17 protein-coding genes and 1 pseudogene are annotated in these 18,879 nt (G+C 39.8%); 13 read left to right on the top strand and 5 right to left on the bottom strand.

Features of this window, described 5'->3' with window-relative positions:
- Positions 1-333 precede the first annotated feature (333 nt).
- On the bottom strand, positions 334-2,463 hold the full coding sequence (locus D8991_RS00090; RefSeq protein WP_394364120.1) for a carboxy terminal-processing peptidase: 2,130 nt from the start codon (positions 2,461-2,463) through the stop codon (positions 334-336).
- Positions 2,464-2,583: 120 nt separating this feature from the next.
- Here D8991_RS00090 and surE point away from each other — a divergent pair, with 120 nt between their 5' ends.
- Positions 2,584-3,348, top strand: coding sequence for a 5'/3'-nucleotidase SurE (gene surE, locus D8991_RS00085; RefSeq protein WP_120488180.1), 765 nt, complete (start codon positions 2,584-2,586; stop codon positions 3,346-3,348).
- Here surE and bcp read toward each other — a convergent pair.
- Positions 3,338-3,784 (bottom strand): thioredoxin-dependent thiol peroxidase, encoded by a 447-nt coding sequence (gene bcp, locus D8991_RS00080; protein ID WP_120489648.1) that lies wholly within the window; start codon positions 3,782-3,784, stop codon positions 3,338-3,340. The genes surE and bcp overlap by 11 nt on opposite strands.
- Before the next feature lie 33 nt (positions 3,785-3,817).
- On the opposite strand from bcp, the gene nth reads away from it, so the two are divergent.
- Together nth and D8991_RS00070 are read left to right on the top strand one after the other, a co-directional pair.
- Complete coding sequence (gene nth / locus D8991_RS00075) at positions 3,818-4,438, top strand: endonuclease III (RefSeq protein WP_120488179.1); 621 nt, start codon at positions 3,818-3,820, stop codon at positions 4,436-4,438.
- 50 nt (positions 4,439-4,488) lie between these two features.
- Positions 4,489-4,665, top strand: coding sequence for a histone H1 (locus D8991_RS00070; protein ID WP_120488178.1), 177 nt, complete (start codon positions 4,489-4,491; stop codon positions 4,663-4,665).
- Positions 4,666-4,712: 47 nt separating this feature from the next.
- Here the strand turns inward: D8991_RS00070 and coaE are convergent, their stop codons facing one another.
- A complete protein-coding gene (gene coaE, locus D8991_RS00065) occupies positions 4,713-5,294 on the bottom strand; it encodes a dephospho-CoA kinase (RefSeq protein ID WP_185123848.1) in 582 nt (193 codons plus the stop codon).
- Between the two features lie 398 nt (positions 5,295-5,692).
- Between coaE and D8991_RS09165 the strand changes: the two are divergent.
- The 4 genes and pseudogenes from D8991_RS09165 (at position 5,693) to D8991_RS00045 (ending at position 10,864) form a co-directional block, all read left to right on the top strand.
- Positions 5,693-8,190: pseudogene (locus D8991_RS09165) on the top strand (TonB-dependent receptor).
- A gap of 97 nt (positions 8,191-8,287) precedes the next feature.
- Complete coding sequence (locus D8991_RS00055) at positions 8,288-8,743, top strand: hypothetical protein (protein WP_120488176.1); 456 nt, start codon at positions 8,288-8,290, stop codon at positions 8,741-8,743.
- 30 nt (positions 8,744-8,773) lie between these two features.
- Complete coding sequence (locus D8991_RS00050; protein ID WP_120488175.1) at positions 8,774-9,781, top strand: aspartate-semialdehyde dehydrogenase; 1,008 nt, start codon at positions 8,774-8,776, stop codon at positions 9,779-9,781.
- 90 nt (positions 9,782-9,871) lie between these two features.
- The gene (locus D8991_RS00045) at positions 9,872-10,864 is read left to right on the top strand and encodes a cation diffusion facilitator family transporter (protein WP_120488174.1); all 993 of its coding nucleotides are present in this window, start codon (positions 9,872-9,874) and stop codon (positions 10,862-10,864) included.
- Positions 10,865-11,004: 140 nt separating this feature from the next.
- Here D8991_RS00045 and D8991_RS00040 read toward each other — a convergent pair whose 3' ends face one another.
- A complete protein-coding gene (locus D8991_RS00040) occupies positions 11,005-12,276 on the bottom strand; it encodes a cation:proton antiporter (protein ID WP_120488173.1) in 1,272 nt (423 codons plus the stop codon).
- Positions 12,277-12,336: 60 nt separating this feature from the next.
- Positions 12,337-12,771 (bottom strand): ribose 5-phosphate isomerase B, encoded by a 435-nt coding sequence (gene rpiB, locus D8991_RS00035; protein ID WP_120488172.1) that lies wholly within the window; start codon positions 12,769-12,771, stop codon positions 12,337-12,339.
- Positions 12,772-12,924: 153 nt separating this feature from the next.
- On the opposite strand from rpiB, the gene D8991_RS00030 reads away from it, so the two are divergent.
- The 6 genes from D8991_RS00030 (at position 12,925) to fbaA (ending at position 18,756) form a co-directional block, all read left to right on the top strand.
- On the top strand, positions 12,925-14,595 hold the full coding sequence (locus D8991_RS00030; protein WP_120488171.1) for an ABC transporter ATP-binding protein: 1,671 nt from the start codon (positions 12,925-12,927) through the stop codon (positions 14,593-14,595).
- A gap of 72 nt (positions 14,596-14,667) precedes the next feature.
- Positions 14,668-15,000 (top strand): DUF3276 family protein, encoded by a 333-nt coding sequence (locus D8991_RS00025; protein ID WP_120488170.1) that lies wholly within the window; start codon positions 14,668-14,670, stop codon positions 14,998-15,000.
- Between the two features lie 94 nt (positions 15,001-15,094).
- A complete protein-coding gene (locus D8991_RS00020) occupies positions 15,095-15,631 on the top strand; it encodes an RNA methyltransferase (RefSeq protein ID WP_120488169.1) in 537 nt (178 codons plus the stop codon).
- 147 nt (positions 15,632-15,778) lie between these two features.
- Positions 15,779-16,432 carry a CBS domain-containing protein gene (locus D8991_RS00015; protein ID WP_120488168.1) on the top strand — a complete coding sequence of 218 codons (654 nt, stop codon included), beginning with the start codon at positions 15,779-15,781 and terminating at the stop codon, positions 16,430-16,432.
- A gap of 7 nt (positions 16,433-16,439) precedes the next feature.
- A complete protein-coding gene (locus D8991_RS00010; protein ID WP_120488167.1) occupies positions 16,440-17,309 on the top strand; it encodes an NAD kinase in 870 nt (289 codons plus the stop codon).
- 376 nt (positions 17,310-17,685) lie between these two features.
- On the top strand, positions 17,686-18,756 hold the full coding sequence (fbaA, locus tag D8991_RS00005; RefSeq protein ID WP_120488166.1) for a class II fructose-bisphosphate aldolase: 1,071 nt from the start codon (positions 17,686-17,688) through the stop codon (positions 18,754-18,756).
- Positions 18,757-18,879: the final 123 nt, after the last annotated feature.

Genomic DNA, 18,879 nt, shown 5'->3' with positions numbered 1-18,879 from the left:
CTTAATCATTTGAAAGCGGGTTAATATTCATTAACCCGCTTTTTTATTGCTTTTTTGGGGGAAATAAGGCTTTTTGGGCAGTGTTAAATTATTAAAAATGTAATGTTTTCATTGTTTTATTGCGAATAATTCGTGTGAAAGCGCTAACCTTTATGTCGGGAAGCTTTCAGCTCGCCTGAAAGCTCCAAAACCTTGTAAAGCCTCCCATCATTTTCTAAAAACGGAGAGAGGAAATCCTTTAACCTTAATTCTACTTAAAGAGAGGTGTTTTTTAAGGGAAATGGAAGCTATATTAAAATAAAAAAGCCACTTATTAGGAAAGTGGCTTTGAGTTTATTTGGCTTTCTGCATATCGGTGATGATGTGTATGGCTTCTTCTACGAAGAGGTCTTTTTGCAGGTTTTTAATCCAGTTTTCGGTCTTTTTCTTAAAGGCCTCGTCTTTTTTCTCTCGCTCTATTTCTTCGGGGAAGATGGAGAAGGTGAGGCCGTTTCTGAATTTATCCAAACTATTGAACTTCTCTATTTGAGCTTTTCGGGTTTTCATCAGCTGATCAAATTTCTTTTGATTGAGCGTAATGCTCTCTTCTTTATCCATCGCCTCTTTCCATTTGGAGGATTCCATCAGAAGCTGATAGGTTTTATTGGCATCTATTCTTTTAGAGCTTGCTTTTGAGAGCGTTTCTAGGTCTATTTCATTCACTTTCTTGAAAGGGGTTGGGGAGATTTTGTCCCAAGCGAGGGCATAGTCATCAAACCGCTCACCGATTTCTGCGTAGCTGAAGAAGTCTTTCATTTTAATATCAGCCTCTATGCCTTTTCTTTGGGTGGATTCCCCCGTTACGCGGTAGAATTTCTGTATGGTGAGTTTTAATGAACCGAAATCATCAGAGGAGTTTAGGAATCTGTTGAGATCTACGAAGGTTTGTACTGTACCTTTTCCGAAGGATTGTGGGGAGCCTAAGATGATGGCTCTGCCATAGTCCTGCATTTGTCCTGCAAGAATCTCAGATGCAGATGCTGAGAATTCATTTTGCATAATGATGAGGTCACCCGTCCAGATAGGGTCTATGGACTTGCTTTTATAGGTTTCGGTTTTGCCTTCTCCATCTTTTACCTGTACAAAAGCGCCAGACTTCATAAACAGCCCCATAATATCGCCCACCTCGGTGAGGGAGCCTCCGCCGTTGTTTCTAAGGTCAAGGATGATGCCTTCTATGTTCTGCTTTTTGAGTTTTAAAATCTCTGCTTTAATGTCATCAGAGGCATTTCTTCCTTTTTTGTTTTCAAAATCTGCGTTAAAACTCGGTAGGTTGATGAGCCCGTATTTCTTACCATTGGGTGCATTGACGATGATGCTTCTTGCAAAGGTGTCTTCTATCGATACTTTTTCTCTGATGAGGGTTACTTCTTTTATGGATTTGTCTTTCTTCTCTACGGTGAGGGTTACTTTTGTTCCCAGCTCTCCACGGATGAGTCTTACGGCTTCATCTACGAGCATTCCAGAGACATTTACTGCTTCGGCAGAGGGTTTAGATTTTACTTTCAGGATTTTGTCTCCTGCGGTCAGCTGTTTAGACTTCCACGCAGGGGCGCCTATGGTAAGCTCTCCGAGGAAGAGGTTGCCTTTTTTCTCTTGAATAATAGCGCCAATACCGATAATTTCTCCCTTGAAAGAGGCATCAAAATCTTCTTTATTGGTAGGGGAGAAGTAGCTTGTATGCGGGTCAAATACCTCTGTATGAGCATTCATATAGACCGTAAACCAGTTCATTCTCTTTCTTTTCTTAAACCTGATAAAGTATTGGGAGATGTAGTCTTTCACTTCATCTGTGGCTTTTGTGAGTTTCTCTTGTGGTGAGAGTTTTTTCACATTGATGGTATCCAAGAGTTTGTTGGCAATCACGGAATCTTTCTTCTTTTGCTGGGCTTCCTCTTTGGCAGTGAGGGTTTCCATTTCTTGGAGGATATTAAACTTGATGTATTTCTTCCATTCGTTATAGAGTTCCTGCTTGTTGGCAGGGTAGTTTTTCTTCTTGGAATCTAATATATATACATCGTTTTCATTGAGATTAATAGGATTTTTGAGAATTTCTTGGGTTATTTTATCCACCTCATCTACTCGCTGATAGAGCCTATCGGTACTGAGTTTATAGAACGCCAGATTTCCCGTTTTGAAGTAGTCATCCAGCTTATCTTTATGTTGGTTAAACTCACTAATATCCTCTTTCATAAAGAATCTTTTCCCTGGGTCTATCATTTCAAGGTATTTATTATAGACTTCTCGGGAGTAAGCGTCATTAATTGGTTTGGGGCTATAATGCCAGTATTGCAGGGTGTTCATTACACTCACCATAATGGTTCGCATTTTATCATCGTCATTTTTAGGTGAGTTAAAGCAGAAAATAAGAGTAGTAAGAGGTAAGAATAAGAGGAGTTTGTTTAATCTCAGTTTCTTTATAATATTCATAAATCCTAAATGTATTTCGTTTGTAAGTTAATTTTAAAAAATGAATTACCAAAAGTAAGATTTATTCTCATATAGCAAGTATTTTTTTGATATTTTTGCTCAAATTTTTTTCAGATGAAGAAACCTTTGATTTTGGTAACTAATGATGATGGTATTACTGCGCCAGGTATTAGAAAATTAGCAGAGTTTATGGGCGAGATAGGAGAGGTTGTAGTCGTTGCACCCAATTCTCCTCAAAGTGGAAAAGGGCATGCAATCACCATTAATTCTACCCTTACCTATGAAGAAATCCATCTTGATGAAAACCAGAAAAACTACTCTCTAAGCGGTACTCCCGTAGATTGTGTAAAGTTTGCATTAGATAAAATCCTTACCCGAAAGCCAGATTTGGTGGTTTCGGGTATTAATCACGGAGCCAATTCCTCTATTAATGTCATCTATTCAGGGACGATGTCTGCTGCTGTGGAGGCAGGAGTAGAAGGGCTTCAAGCGATTGGATTTTCGTTGTTGGATTTTAGCTGGGATGCTGACTTCTCTCAGGCGAAAAAATACATTCAGCAGATCGTAAGAAATGTTTTAGAAAACCCAATTCCCAAAGGTATCGTCCTCAATGTAAATATCCCCAAACTCCCAGAAAAGGAAATCAAAGGGATAAAAGTCTGCAAACAAGCACAAGCCAAATGGGAAGAGAGCTTTGATGAAAGAATAAACCCACACGGTAAAAAATATTACTGGCTTACAGGCTATTTTAATAATATGGACAATAGCCAAGATGCAGATGAAATCGCACTATCCGAAGGGTATATCTCCATCGTTCCTGTAAAGTTTGACCTTACCGCCTACGAATACATTTCCGATCTTCGCAAGGTTATGGAATAATCTGTGAGCTATGGTCTTTGGTTTTCACTTTGGTGATTACCTCCGTACAGATGCCCTTCTCATCAAACAGGAAGGTCGTCCGCACAATTCCCATAAACTCCTTACCCATAAATTTTTTGAGTTGCCACACTCCAAATTGCGTGATGATTTCCCTCTTTTCATCCGCAATGAGGTCATATTGTAGATTGTTTTTCGTGTGAAATTTCTTCTGTCTTTCCACAGAATCTGCACTGATTCCCAATACCTGAAATCCTTGCTCGGTAAGCCTTTCATAGTTCTCATTCAGGTTACAGGCTTCTGCAGTACAGCCAGGTGTGCTTGCTTTTGGGTAGAAAAATATCACGAGTTTTTTCCCTTTAAAGTCTGATGATTTTATCGTTTTTCCATCTTGGTTTGTGCCTTCAAAAGTTGGCAATGAGTTTCCTGTTTCTATCATAAATTCTAATTTTGCCTCAAATAAAAGAAAAATATGACCAAAAAACAAAGAGCCGAAATCGTAATGACTGAGCTTGAAAAGCTCTACCCAGAGATTGAAATCCCCTTAGACCATACCGATGTTTTTACTTTGCTTGTAGCGGTTGCACTCTCGGCTCAAACGACTGATAAAAAAGTAAATGAAATCACTCCCCACCTCTTTGCCATAGCCGATACCCCAGAAAAAATGTCAAAATTAGAAGTCCCAGAGATTAAGGAGCTCATCAAGCAAATCGGTTTATCCAACCAAAAAGCCAAAAACCTCAAAAAAATGTCCGAAATCCTTGTACAAAAGTACAATGGCAAGGTTCCAGCATCTTTCGAAGAGCTCGAGGAGCTACCAGGTGTAGGGCACAAAACCGCTTCCGTCGTGATGAGTCAGGGCTTTGGGCATCCCGCTTTCCCTGTAGATACCCACATTCACAGGCTGATGAAGCAGTGGAAACTCTCCGAAGGCAAAAATGTCATCCAAACCGAGAAAGATGCTAAAAAGCTCTTCCCTAAGGAGAAATGGAACAAGCTACACATCCAAATCATCCTCTACGGTCGCGAATATTCCCCAGCAAGAGGCTCCCAAGAGAAAGATTTTCTCACCCCTATGCTGTTTCATAGCTAGATTTATTTATATTTGCATCTACATATTTCAATTTTATAAATTTTTTACAGATGAAAGACTTAATCGAAAAAATTAATGCAGAATTTGAAGCATTCTCCACAGAAGCGAATGCACAAGCAGAAAAAGGAAACAAAGCAGCAGGTACCAGAGCAAGAAAAGCCGCTCTAGAACTTAGCAAACTTTTCAAAGAATTCAGAAAAGTTTCTGTTGAAGAATCCAAGAAATAATTGTATTTCACATCCTTTTAAAGCCTTAGGAAAAACCTAAGGCTTTTTTAATTTAGTTTTTTTAGAGTATTTTCTACTTCTTTTTCAAGTGTCTCGAGGTTTCCGTTGTTGTATATAATCAAGTCCGCTCGCTCTATTTTTTCCTTCTCGGGCATTTGCTTTTGCATTATTTTCTCCACTTCTCGGTAGGTTTTCCCATCTCTATCCATCACCCGCTTCATCCTTATACACTCCTCTGCTGTAACCAATAGAGACTTATAGCAACTTTTATCCAAACCCAGCTCAAACAGCAGTGCCGTTTCCTTAAAACCAAAGTCTGCCACCTGCTCACCCACCCACTTCTCAAAATCTCTCTTCACCGCAGGGTGTATCACCCCATTCAGCTCCTCTAATAGCTTCGCATCGTTAAAAACCTGCTCTGCCACATATTTTCTGTTGTAATTCCCCTCCTCATCATAAGCCTCTTCCCCCAAAACTGCCTTGATTTTCTCTCTTAAAGCCTCATCATCAGTTACAATTTCTTTTGCTCTGTCGTCGGAATAATAGACTGGGTATCCAGCCTTTTCAATAAGCCTTGCTACCGCCGTTTTCCCAGCACCAATCCCTCCCGTAAGCCCTATGATTTTCATTTTGATGAATTTTTCAGCCAAGATAATCATTATTTTTAAATCTTTTTAACTCCAAAAATGATGAAGTCTCCTACACTAAATTTTCTTTTCGCCTTATTGAGATTAAAAATTGGGTATTCAAATACAGATAATGGAGCTAAAGACTACAGCGTTTTCATTGAAATTAAAAAATCGGGTTAAAAACTCAATCTCTTTTAAAATATTAATTATTCGTTAATTCATTTCTATTGATGAAAAATTTTTAAGATATTCCCATAATGCTCTAAAAATGATATACAGGCTATTTCTCACTTTTTGATGAAATAAAAATTTATTTTTTTTACCCAGAGGTTAAGAATAGTTAATAAAAAAATCTCATCTTTGGGGCATAATATTGAAGAATTAAAAACAAGTAAAAAATGGACTTATTAAGTAAATCATTACTCGCTGCTGTTACATTATCCACAGCAAGTGTTTATTTCGCACAGAGTACCAAGGACAGCCTCAGAAGCACCAAAGACATAGAAGAGGTTGTACTTGTCGGCACGGCAGATATTGCTAAGGATAGAAAAACCCCCGTAGCAGTTTCTACCATTAAAGAAAGCGTTATTATCGAGAAATTAGGAAACCAAGAGTTCCCAGAAATCCTTAATACTACGCCTTCCGTTTATTCTACCAAGTCAGGTGGTGGTTTCGGAGATTCTAGGATTAATATCCGTGGGTTTAACCAAACCAATATCGCCGTAATGGTTAATGGTATGCCTGTAAATGATATGGAAAACGGTGCCGTATATTGGTCAAACTGGGCAGGGCTCGCAGATGTTACCTCCGCTATGCAAGTGCAAAGGGGTCTCGGCGCTTCCAAACTCGCAATTGCTTCCGTAGGGGGTACTATTAATGTAATTACACGAGCTGCAGATAAAAAACAAGGCGGTTTAGTTACCGTTGGCTTGGGTAATAATGGCTACCACAAAGCACTATTTGCTTATAATACAGGTAAAACTCAATCGGGCTGGTCTTCTTCTTTCTTAATGAGTAGAACGGCAGGCGCTATGTATGCAGATGGTACAGACTTCGAGGCAAATAACTATTACTTCGCATTAGGTTTCGCTCCGAGTAAAAAACACGATTTCCAGCTTACCATCACAGGAGCTCCACAATGGCACAACCAAAGGAAAACCTCCATCGCCCTTTCAGATTATCTCAATCCTAAATACGGTGGTAGCGAAGATCAGCCAAATAGAAAATACAACTCCGACTGGGGATATATGACAGGAAGAGATGGCGTTTCAAGACAGTATTCCTTCGCTACAAACTACTACCACAAGCCTATTATGTCCCTCAACTGGGATTGGAATATGGCACAAAAGTCTAAACTATCCACTGTCCTCTATGCTTCCTTCGGTAGAGGTGGAGGTTCTGGCGACTTAGGAAGAGTCGGCGGTCAATATGCCAGCAAATTTAGAACTGCAGACGGACTTTATGACTTCGATGCTATCAGAGAGCTGCAAACCTCGCTTCAAACCCAACCAGTGGCGTTATCGTAAAAAGAGCATCTGTTAATTCTCATAACTGGTTCGGTATTTTATCCAACTTCCAACAGAAAATTAATGATAACTGGAATTTCAGCCTAGGAGTAGATGGTAGATACTATAAAGGATATCACTATCAAGTGGTCTCAGACCTGTTAGGAGCATCTGCTTACTTGGATAAGAGAAATCTAAACGAACCTTCAAGGCTCATCTCTAATACTTTTGAATCTAAACCAAACTGGAACCCTTTTGCAAGCGTTCAATCTCTTAATGACAGAATCAGTTATAGCAACGAAGGTGAAGTCCTTTGGTATGGTGGTTTCGGTCAGATAGAATATACTGCAAATAACTTCTCTGCATTCCTTCAAGGCTCCCTTTCTAATCAAGGCTTTAGAAGTATCGATGACTTCATTATCGATGGGGTAACCAAATCCAAGAGAGGAGAGGTAATGAAAGCTAAAACCGACTTTGAAAATATCTTAGGATACAATGTAAAAGCAGGTTTAAACTATAATATCAATGAACATCACAATGTATTTGGTAATGTCGGTTATTACAGCAAACAACCTTTCTTTAACTCTGTTTATAGAGGTAATGAAAATATCGTAAGTTCTAAAAATACCAATGAGAAAATCTTTGGGGTTGAATTGGGCTACGGTTTCAGATCTCATAAGTTTAATGCCAATGTGAATCTGTACAGAACTTCTTGGGATGATAGATACCTTAGAACCAGAGCTTACAGAGAGGCTGGGAAAAGCTACTATGGAGAGATTACCAACCTCAATGAAATCCACCAAGGGGTAGAATTTGATGCTTCTTTCAAAGCTACAAACTACCTTAGCATCAATGGTATGTTCTCATTAGGAGACTGGTTCTACAAAGGCAAAGCACACGCAGAAATGTTCGATGAAGCCAACCTGCCTTATATCCCAAAAGGTAAAACTTCAAGCACCTATGACCTCTACCTTGATAAAGTAAAAGTAGGAGACGCCGCTCAGCTTACCGCTTCCATTGGGGTTACACTACAGCCTGTAACCAATTTGAAATTAGATGTCAATTGGAGATATGTAGATCAGCTTTATGCTAATCTCGATGTACACTCCTTTAATACAGACACTGGAAGAAAAGCATTACAGTTGCCAAGCTACAACCTTATGGATTTAGGCCTGTCTTATAAGTTTAAACTAAACGATAAGCAATCCTTTACCCTTAGAGGTAATGTTTATAACCTCCTTGATACTACTTATATTGCAGAATCCTATTCAAGTACTATGGAAGGAGATCCAGAAGCTAAAGGTATCAAGTATAAAGGGATAGATATCGCAAACAAAGTTTATTTCGGTTTTGGTAGAACTTGGTCCGCGAGCCTAGCCTTTAATTTCTAAGAGAATTTTGGTTTTCATATTATATAGATACTTTGTATCGGAAGTCCCACTCTTTTTAGGGTGGGATTTTTTATCTTTGCCACTGAAATTTTAGATAATGGGAAAACTTCATTTTATTCTTACAAAAGCCCACGGAGGTTTTGCTTACATAGAGCTTATTCTTGTGCTTGTGTTTTTAGTCGCTCTTTTTGCGGTAATGTTCGGCTACTCTGGCAGAGTAACCAAACTCTTAAGAAAATCTACACTTTTCGTGATGATTTTCTTTCATATTCAGCTTATCGTAGGGTTTGTAATGCTTATCGGTACATCCGAGTTTTTAAATACAATAAAAGCCGTGGGTATGGGCAAAATAATGAAAGATGCCTACCTCAGGCAGTCTTTTGTAGAGCATCCTACTTCTATGCTCATTGCTGCCATTCTGATGACCATCGTAAATAAAAAGATAAAAAAAGCAGGGCACCTGTCTATGTCTGCTTTTTGGTTATCGGTTCTAGCAATTCTCTTCTTTGGTTTTGCATTTAGCATTGTTATGGGCAGATTATTCGGAGCTTAATGATTAATTGGAAATAAAAATCTCAACAAAATGAAAATAGCAGTAGTAGGTGCCACAGGTATGGTAGGTCAGGTAATGCTCAAAGTCCTTGAAGAGCGAAATTTCCCCGTTACGGAGCTCATCCCTGTAGCTTCGGAGAAGTCTGTCGGCAAGTCGGTGCATTTTAAAGGTGAGGAATACACCCTCGTCTCTATCCAGTCAGCAGTGGAGCAAAAGCCTGAGATTGCTATTTTCTCCGCTGGAGGAGCTACTTCTCTCGAGTGGGCGCCAAAGTTTGCAGAGATGGGTACTTTTGTCATAGATAATTCTTCAGCTTGGCGAATGGACGCTACAAAAAAACTCGTCGTCCCAGAAATCAATGCTTCCGAGATTACAAAAGACGATAAAATCATCGCAAACCCCAACTGTTCTACGATACAGCTCGTAATGGTGCTCCATCCGCTTCATAAGAAATATGGATTAAAGCGAGTGGTGGTTTCTACCTATCAATCGGTTACGGGAACGGGTAAGGCTGCTGTAGATCAGCTTCAAGATGAGGTAAAATCTTCTGTTACGGCTCAAGATTGCACCGTACCGAAGGTCTATCCTTACGAAATCTTTAAAAATGCTCTCCCACAATGCGATGTCTTCAGTGACGAGGGCTATACAAAAGAAGAGCTCAAACTGATGCGCGAGCCTAAAAAGATTATGAGTGATGATTCATTCCAGCTTACGGCTACTGCGGTAAGGGTTCCCGTTCAGGGAGGTCATTCCGAGTCTGTAAATATTGAGTTTCATCAGGATTTTAATTTAGATGAAGTTCGAGAAATTTTATCCCATACAAAAGGAGTTACAGTACAAGATGATGTAGAAAAATCCCTCTACCCTATGCCTCTCTACTCCGAAGGTAAAGATGAAGTCTTCGTAGGGAGAATCCGAAGAGACCCTTCCCAGCCTAAGACCCTAAACTGCTGGATTGTGGCAGATAACCTGAGAAAAGGAGCAGCAACCAATGCCGTACAGATAGCCGAGCATCTTGTAAAACAAAAATTGGTATAAACTTTCCCGCCTTAGCGGGATTTTTTTATTAGTTTCGACAAACATTTAGCATTAAGAAGTGAGAACCAAATTCTATATCCTATCTTAAATATGAAAGAACAAGCGATAAACAAAAAGAATTTTTCCTTTCAAAGAAGTGTAGCCATCATTGGGGTGCTCCTCTTCATTGGAAAGCTCATCACGTGGCAAATCACTGCCTCAGATGCTGTGTTCTCAGATGCTATGGAGAGCATCGTCAATATTGTAGCGGCATTTATGGGGCTCTACTCGCTTTATGTAGCCTCAAAGCCGATGGACAAAGACCATCCCTACGGGCACGGCAAAATAGAGTTCATCACCTCTGGGATAGAGGGCGCACTGATTATCTTCGCTGGTGTGGTTATCATCATTCAAGCGGTCAGTTCCTTCATCGCTAAAAATACTTTACACCAGCTCGATTGGGGAATACTCATCATAGCGCTTACTGCCGTTATCAACTACCTGATGGGTTATATTTCGTACCAAAAAGGGGTGAGAGAAAACTCATTGGTCTTGCAGAGTTCGGGCAAACATCTTCAGTCCGATACCCTTACGACCATAGGTGTAGTTCTGAGTTTAGTGGTGGTACATTTTACCCATTTTTATTGGATAGATGCTCTTGTAGCAGGTATTTTCGGAGGATATATCATTATCACAGGCTATAAAATTATACGGGAATCAATGAAGGGGATAATGGATGAGGCAGATACCAAAATCATCACCGATATTGCAGAGTTCCTGAATGAACATCGCAAACCCGAGTGGATAGATGTCCATAATATGAAGATTCAGCAGTTTGGTAGCCACCTCCATATCGATGCCCATCTTACCCTCCCTTGGTACTTTGAGCTTCGGCAAGCACATAATGAGATGGAGGAGCTTATCATTTCCATTGCAGAGAATACCGATAGGGAAATCGAGTTTAATTTCCATATGGATGACTGCAAACCCTCCTCCTGCGAAGTCTGCCAGATAATGGATTGCCCCGTACGCAAACTCCCATTCGTAAAGAAAATAGACTGGACCGTCGAGACCATTACCCAAACAGGAAAGCATAAGATTTAGGTAGTAGGCTTTAAGTGGTAAGCTCTGGAGGTTATTTAGTTTGATGTCATTAATTCTCTCTATTTTACTGGAACGGAAATCTTATGCGGTTCGTTTTAATCGCTTCCCACAGTGTGGGGAGCCTTCTACCCTTCAATCCTCTAAGCAGATGGAACTTCAAGTTCCTCCTCTTGGGCTATCTTTTTTGGATTTGCAATTTTATCAATGGTAAGCCCTTGGAAGATGATGGAGAAGACCACTACACAGTAAGTGATACTGATGATAATATGATTGTATTCGCTTTTTGGGATGGAGAGTGCAAGGGCAATGGATACTCCGCCACGAAGGCCTCCCCATACCAGAACTTTTACGGTCTGAGGGGTAAATCTGTGCTTGAAAGACATCAGTTTGGTAGGGAAGAAAATAGAAACCCATCTTGCGAGGAGTACAACCAATATGCAGATGCCTCCTGCGAAGAGGTACTCATTGAGGTTCTTGATGAGCAGTAGCTCCAGACCGATGAAGAGGAAGAGTACGGCATTCATTATCTCGTCTATCAACTCCCAGAATTTTACCAAGTAGTCGCGAACTTCGGATTTCATCTTGAATTTTGGACTGAAGTTCCCCATAAAAAGTCCTGCAGCAACCATTGTGAGCGGTCCAGAGATATGCATAGAGTGGGCGATGAGGTAGCCCCCCATTACGATGGATAGGGTGATAAGTACAGAGAGAATATAGTCATCGGTATTCTGCATCATCTTAGAACCAATGAAGCCGAGGACGGCACCGAGTAGGAGCCCACCCCCAGCTTCCTGTACTACGAGCATCAGTATACTTTCAAGGGTGAGGTCCACCTGCTTTCCTACAGCTATTTGAAGCAGTACGGTAAAGACAACGATCGCTACACCATCATTAAATAATGACTCGCCCGCTACTTTTGTCTCTAATGATTTGGAGACCTTTGCTTTTTTTAGGATGCTGAGCACTGCTACAGGGTCGGTAGGTGAGATAAGCGCTCCGAAAACAAGGCAATAGATGAGTGGAATTTCTACCCCCGCGAAGGGTAGTAGATAATAGGCTCCAAAACCTACGGCAAAGGTGGAAATCACCACCCCTATGCTGGCAAACATTACCACAGGGGCAATTTGCTCGCGCAGGTCTTTTATATTAATATGTATTCCTCCAGCAAAGAGGAGAAAGTTGAGCATTGCTCCCATTAAGACTTCAGTAAAATCTACACTACTTACGATTTTATGTAGGCTGAGAGTGGTCTTAGGGAGGAGAGACTCTCCAAAGAGAATCAGGATAATGGATACACAAATTGCAATAACCATTACACCGATAGTGCTTGGGAGGCGGAGGAGTTTATGGTTGATGTACTCAAACATCGTAGCGAGTACGATGAGAATGGAGAATGAATAATATAATTCCATTAAAGTTTTTTTATGGGTTAGATTATTAAACGAAAGAAAGAAAAATACATTTTCCTTTCTTTAGCAACCAGCCGATATTTTATCTACTCGTGATTGGTGCCTTCCACCTTCAAATGGAGTAGAGAGGAATGTTTTTGCAATTTCTAAAGAGAGTTCCTTTGCAATAAATCGTGCAGGTAGTGCGAGCATATTGCAGTTGTTGTGCTGCCGAGCGAGGGCACCCAATTCGGGCATCCAGCAGAGGGCACAGCGGATGCCTGCGTGTTTATTAGCAGTGAGCTGCACGCCCTGCCCACTTCCGCATACGAGGATTCCAAATTGGTTTTCGCCTTTCTCTACCGATATTGCTGCAGGATGCACAAAATCGGGGTAATCCACAGAAGCTGCTGAGTGGGTACCATAGTCGGTAATTTCAAACTGAGCAGAAAGCTCTTTTTTTAAGTATTCTTTGTATTCAAAACCTGCGTGGTCGCAGGCAATAGCGAGTTTTATCATTGTAAAAAATTATGAATGCGCACAAAAATAAGGTTATTTTATCTTGAATGCAACTTACCCCTTAGCAGGAGAGATACTTATCTGCCCACAGTATAGCAGGCTAATAGCCAGAAGCCAGTAGCTTTTCTTATTTTTGCACGATATTTTTAGTTTATGAAGGCATTAAACACGCTTAATCCCTACTTCTGGAAGCACAGAACATTGCTTTTCTTTGGGCTTTTGTTCATCCTTGCGAGCAATTTTTTTATGATTTATAAGGTTCAGTTTGTGGGGAGAGCGGTAGATGAGCTGGCGGAATCGGGCAAGTTGGGCTTTAATGCCGAAATCCTGAAATATGTAGCGATTTATGTGGTAGCATCATTGCTCACGGGCTTTTTTACTTTTATGATGAGGCAGACCATCATCGTAGCCTCTCGGAAGATAGAGTATGAGCTCAAAAATAAAATCTATCAACACTATCAGCAGATTTCGGTTACAGATTTTAAACGAACGACTATTGGTGACTTGATGAACAGGCTGAGCGAGGATGTAGTCGCCATCCGAATGTATTTAGGTCCAGGGGTGATGTATGTGGTAAATCTTGCTGTGCTGGTTATCATCACCAGTATTTATATGCTGAAAACAGACCTTACTCTTACCCTCTGGGCGCTATTGCCTTTCCCCTTCCTTTCCTATACTATATATAAGGTGAGCTCCATCATTAATGCAAAATCCAAGAGAATGCAGAAAAGCCAGTCGGAAATCTCTACTTTCGTAACCGATAGCTTCTCTGGGATACGGGTGATAAAATTTTTTGCCAAAGAGATTTATATTAATTCAGGCTATGTATCTCGGGTGAAGGACTATCAAGATAAGGCTTTGAACCTTGCAAAGACGGAAGCTGTATTCTATACCGTGATACTCTTCGTTATTGGGCTGATTAATGTAATGGTGCTCTATGTAGGGGGTATCAAATATATGGCAGGAGAGATTAGCGTGGGGAAAATTGCAGATTTCTTCCTTTATGTAAATACGCTCATCTGGCCGTTTTCCCTTGTGGGGTGGATTACTTCGGTGAATCAACGAGCAGAAGCCTCTATGCAAAGGGTAAATGAATTCCTCGATATGAAATCCGAAATCATCAATACCAACTTTGATGAATATCCTATAAAAGGAGATATAGAATTCCGAAATGTGTCCTATGTCTATCCCAATACGGGGATAAAAGCGCTGGATAACCTCAGTTTTAAGCTCAGTGCAGGTAGTAGTTTAGCCATTATGGGGAAAACAGGTTGTGGGAAAACTACCCTTGCCCTTCTCCTCTGTCGCCTGATAGACCCCACCGAAGGAGAAATCCTTATTGATGGTAAAAACCTGAAAGAGCATAATCTTGACCTCTACCGAAAGCATATCGGTTATGTGCCACAAGAAAATTACCTTTTCTCAGATACCATAGAGAGCAATATAGGCTTTGCCCTTGATGAGCCCAACCACCAAAAAGTGGTGCATTATGCCAAAGTAGCCGATATACATAAGAATATAGAAACCTTTAAGGAGGGCTATCAAACAATGGTGGGCGAGCGTGGAGTAATGCTCTCAGGAGGACAGAAGCAAAGAGTTTGCATTGCCAGAGCACTGATAAAGGAACCAGATATTCTTATTTTTGATGACTCTCTCTCGGCATTAGACAATGAAACGGAGAAAAATATCCTTCAAAATATAGAGCAGGAGGCAAAAAACCGTACGCTTATCATCATTACCCACAGGATGTCCAGTGCAGAAAAAGCAAATAAAATACTGAATCTTAGTGCAGAGACTAATGAATACTCGGCTGAAATAAATTAAATTTATAAAAACTTTTATAGTTTATGGAAATCTTTTATATTTGTTTCGTCAGATTTCTAAAATTATCGTACAATGAGTGAATATAAGGAACGCCACGAAAATGAAATTTTTACCAAAGTATTAAAAGCAGGGAGAAGAACCTACTTCTTTGATGTACGCGAAACAAAAGCAGGAGACTATTACCTGACGATTACAGAAAGTAAAAAGAGTTTTTCGGATAGTGGGGAAGCGAGTTTTGAAAAGCATAAAATCTACCTCTATAAAGAGGATTTCAAAGGATTTTTAGAATTGTTTAAGGAATCTACAGAGTTTATTGTAAGCGAAAAAGGAGAAGATGTAATCTCTGAAAAGCACGACAAAGATTTCAAATCCCGCTATACGATAAACAATGAAGAAGAAATTTAATATATAGGCACCTCTTGTATTGAGGTGCTTTTTTATTGAGTATAGCGGTATATTTTTATAAGTTTGCAGTGGTTTATTCATCAAAACAAATATTTTGACACAGAAATTAAAATTGGAAGAGCTCGGCAGGGTAGATGTGCAGACCTTTAAAGGATTAGCTAAAATTCCTTTGGTTATTGTACTCGATAATATCCGAAGTATGCACAATGTAGGAGCAGTATTCCGCACAGCAGACGCCTTTCTTATAGAAAAAGTCATCCTTTGTGGTATTACCCCGAGACCCCCGCATAGGGAAATTCATAAAGCAGCACTCGGAGCAACTGAAAGCGTAGATTGGCTCTATTATGAATCTGTAAAAGAAGCGGCCTTAGACCTCAAAATCCAGAAATATGATGTGTTAGGTATAGAACAGACCACGGATTCTATTATGATTTCAGATTATGAAATCAATCCACAAAGGAAGTATGCTTTAGTGTTGGGAAATGAGGTAGAGGGTATTTCTGACGAAATCCTCAATCATTGCAATGCTTTTATAGAGCTTCCTCAGCACGGAACCAAGCATTCACTGAATGTATCGGTATGTGGAGGGATTGTAATGTGGGACTTCTACAAGGCACTCTATAAAAAATAAACTGCAAAAACCAATATTGGTCTTGCAGTTTGAAATAAATCTAATAAAAAGTAAAAATGAAAGGGTGCAAATATAGAGTCCATAATCTATATAATGCAAGAAAAATTGAAAAAAGAATAAAAATATTTTTCCTCCAAACTTTGTAGAATGTTTGTAAAAGATTATATTTCTAAGGATTATCCTGCATTTGATGAGAAAACACAGGTACGGGAAATTTTACCACTTGCTGATGATTTTGGCTATTCTCATCTCTTTGTAGAGAGGGCTGGAGTATTTGTTGGGGCACTGTCCAGAAGTTTCCTCAATGATGCTCCTGAGGGAAGATTGAAGGATTTGGAGATTCATTTTGAGAAATTTGCTATTCGTGAAGATGCTTTCTTGATAGATATAGTGAAACTCTTCTATACTTTCAATGCTAATGTGGTTCCTATTTTGGCAGAAAGTGAAAATTATCTCGGCTATATCTCCTGCGATGATGTTTTTGATGAGTTCTCCAAGTATCCGCTGTTTTCTGAGAATGGAGCCGTTATTTTACTTCAAACCTATAATAAACATTACTCATTCGCAGAGATTACGAGGATTGTAGAAGAGAATAATGCTAAGATTTACGGCATTTATGTAAGTGATATTAATGAAGATGAAGTGAAAATAACCTTAAAAATCAGCAATCATCATCTGAGCAATATAGAGGAAGATTTGGAACGATTCGGTTATTCCATCATCAATAAAGATTATAATGACAGGAAAGAATCATTAGTGAAAAACCGATTTGATTTCTTCCAGAAATACATTGAAATTTAGATTTATAATGAAGAAAGTAGCAGCGATTTACACACAGAAGAAGGATTTAAACACATTTTTGTACCTGAGTAAGTTTATTTCAGAGCTTGATAAGCGAAAGGTACGCGCCGTTATCTATTCTGCAGCGGCGGAGGCTATGGAGTTTTCCCATCAGTTTGAAACATTTGAAACGAAAACAGACCTCTTAGATAAGGGCGTTGATATATTCTTTACTTTTGGTGGAGATGGCACGATCGTAAATTCATTGCTCTTTATAGAAGATACCGAAATCCCCGTAGTGGGTGTAAATACAGGCAGGCTGGGCTTCCTCGCGAGTTTTACGAAGGAGGAAATCTTCAAACAGCTCGATGAGGTTCTCAGAGGAGATATCAACATCAGCAAGCGCTCCGTAATAGAAGTTGTACAGCCCAAAGGCGATTTCTTCCCTTATGCGCTCAATGATATCACCATCTCCCGACGCGAAACCACCTCTATGATTACTGTAGATTCTCAGCTTGATGATGAGTTTCTCAATATTTTTTGGGGCGATGGGCTCATCGTCTCCACCCCTACGGGCTCTACGGCGTATTCGCTGAGCTGTGGAGGACCGATACTCTCACCAGATAATAAAAACTTCGTCGTTACTCCCATTGCACCACATAACCTGAATGTGCGCCCACTGGTGGTGAGCGACAGTGTAGAGCTGAAATTCAAAGTGAGTAGCCGAGTACCCCAATATTCCATTTCCTTAGATTCAAGGCTTATCCACTTGGATACCGATACTGAAATCGTCATCCGAAAAGCATCATTTAAAATGAAACTCATCCAGCCGAAGCATCTGAATTTCTATGATACCATCCGCCAGAAACTCCTCTGGGGGAAAGACAAGAGGAATTAATCAAAAGAAAACTAAGGGAGCATTGCTCCCTTTAATTTTTATCTCGCTTAATAGATAAGCTAGATTGCGGATGCCGTAGTCGGCACTACACATATTTACATTCATCTTACTTAATAGATAAGATAGATTGCGGGAGAGTTCCGCAACATTGCGGGAAGGTTCCGCGAGATTGCAGAAGGCTTCTGAGACATCAGAATAAATAATCGCCTCACCGGCTACGGTCTAAGTATGCCGCCTACTATAGCGCTTCACTGCTATAATGTTAAAATAATCATTAATCTGAAACTTTTTAAATATCATTTTTCAGATATAGGGAAAAAGTATATCTTTACGAGCATAAATTTTCAAATTATTTAATGACATAAAACAAAAGATTATGAGTAGAATTTTTCCGGCAGGTGTTGCCACAGGTAACTTGGTTACAGAGATTTTCCAGCACGCAAAAGAGAACAATTATGCGCTTCCTGCAGTAAATGTTATCGGTTCCAGCAATGTAAATGCAACGATGGAAACCGCAGCGAAACTCAATTCGCCAGTGATTATTCAGTTTTCTAACGGTGGGGCGGCTTTCAATGCGGGTAAGGGGCTTAGCAATGATGCCCAAAAAGCTGCGATACTCGGTGCAGTAGCTGGGGCTAAGCATATTCATACCCTTGCAGAGGCGTATGGAGCTACCGTAATCCTCCATACAGACCACTGTGCGAAGAAACTTCTCCCTTGGGTTGATGGTCTCCTTGATGCAAATGAAGAGTATTATAAGAAGTTTGGTAAGACACTTTACTCCTCTCATATGCTCGACCTCTCCGAAGAATCCCTACAAGAAAACCTTGATATTTCTTGTGAATACTTTAAGAGAATGGCTAAGCTGAATATGACTTTGGAGGTAGAAATCGGTGTTACTGGTGGCGAAGAAGATGGAGTGGATAATTCCGATGTGGATAATTCTAAGCTCTATACTCAGCCAGAAGATGTAGCCTATACTTATGAAAGACTTAAAGCGATTTCTCCTAACTTTACCATTGCGGCAGCTTTCGGTAATGTACACGGGGTTTATAAGCCGGGAAATGTAGTGCTCACCCCTAAAATATTAGATAACTCTCAGAAGTTTGTAAAAGAAAAACTCCATACCGAAGATAAGCCAGTGAACTTCGTATTCCACGGAGGTTCTGGTTCTACTTTGGAGGAGATTAGAGAAGCTATCAGCTATGGTGTGGTTAAAATGAATATTGATACGGATCTTCAATTTGCCTATACAGAAGGTATCAGAGATTATATGCTTGATAAAATAGAATATCTTAGATCTCAAATCGGAAACCCAGAAGGAGATGATAAGCCAAATAAAAAATTCTACGATCCAAGAGTGTGGCTCAGAAAAGGTGAAGAAACTTTCGTGAAAAGATTAGTTCGCTCTTTTGAAGATCTAAATAATGTAGGGACTTTGGGATAGTAAACAGAAATTATCCAATATATAAGAGTATAACTGATGAGTTGTACTCTTTTTTTTCATATTTTTTCTTTTTCTTTTAAAATTTTTCATAGTTATAATCAGTTGTTTATATGGGGATGTGGG

Source organism: Bergeyella cardium, from assembly GCF_003614945.1.
Taxonomy (GTDB): Bacteria; Bacteroidota; Bacteroidia; order Flavobacteriales; family Weeksellaceae; genus Bergeyella_A; species Bergeyella_A cardium.
The sequence above is the reverse complement of the archived record's forward strand: the minus strand, read 5'-3'. Positions and strand labels throughout refer to the sequence as shown.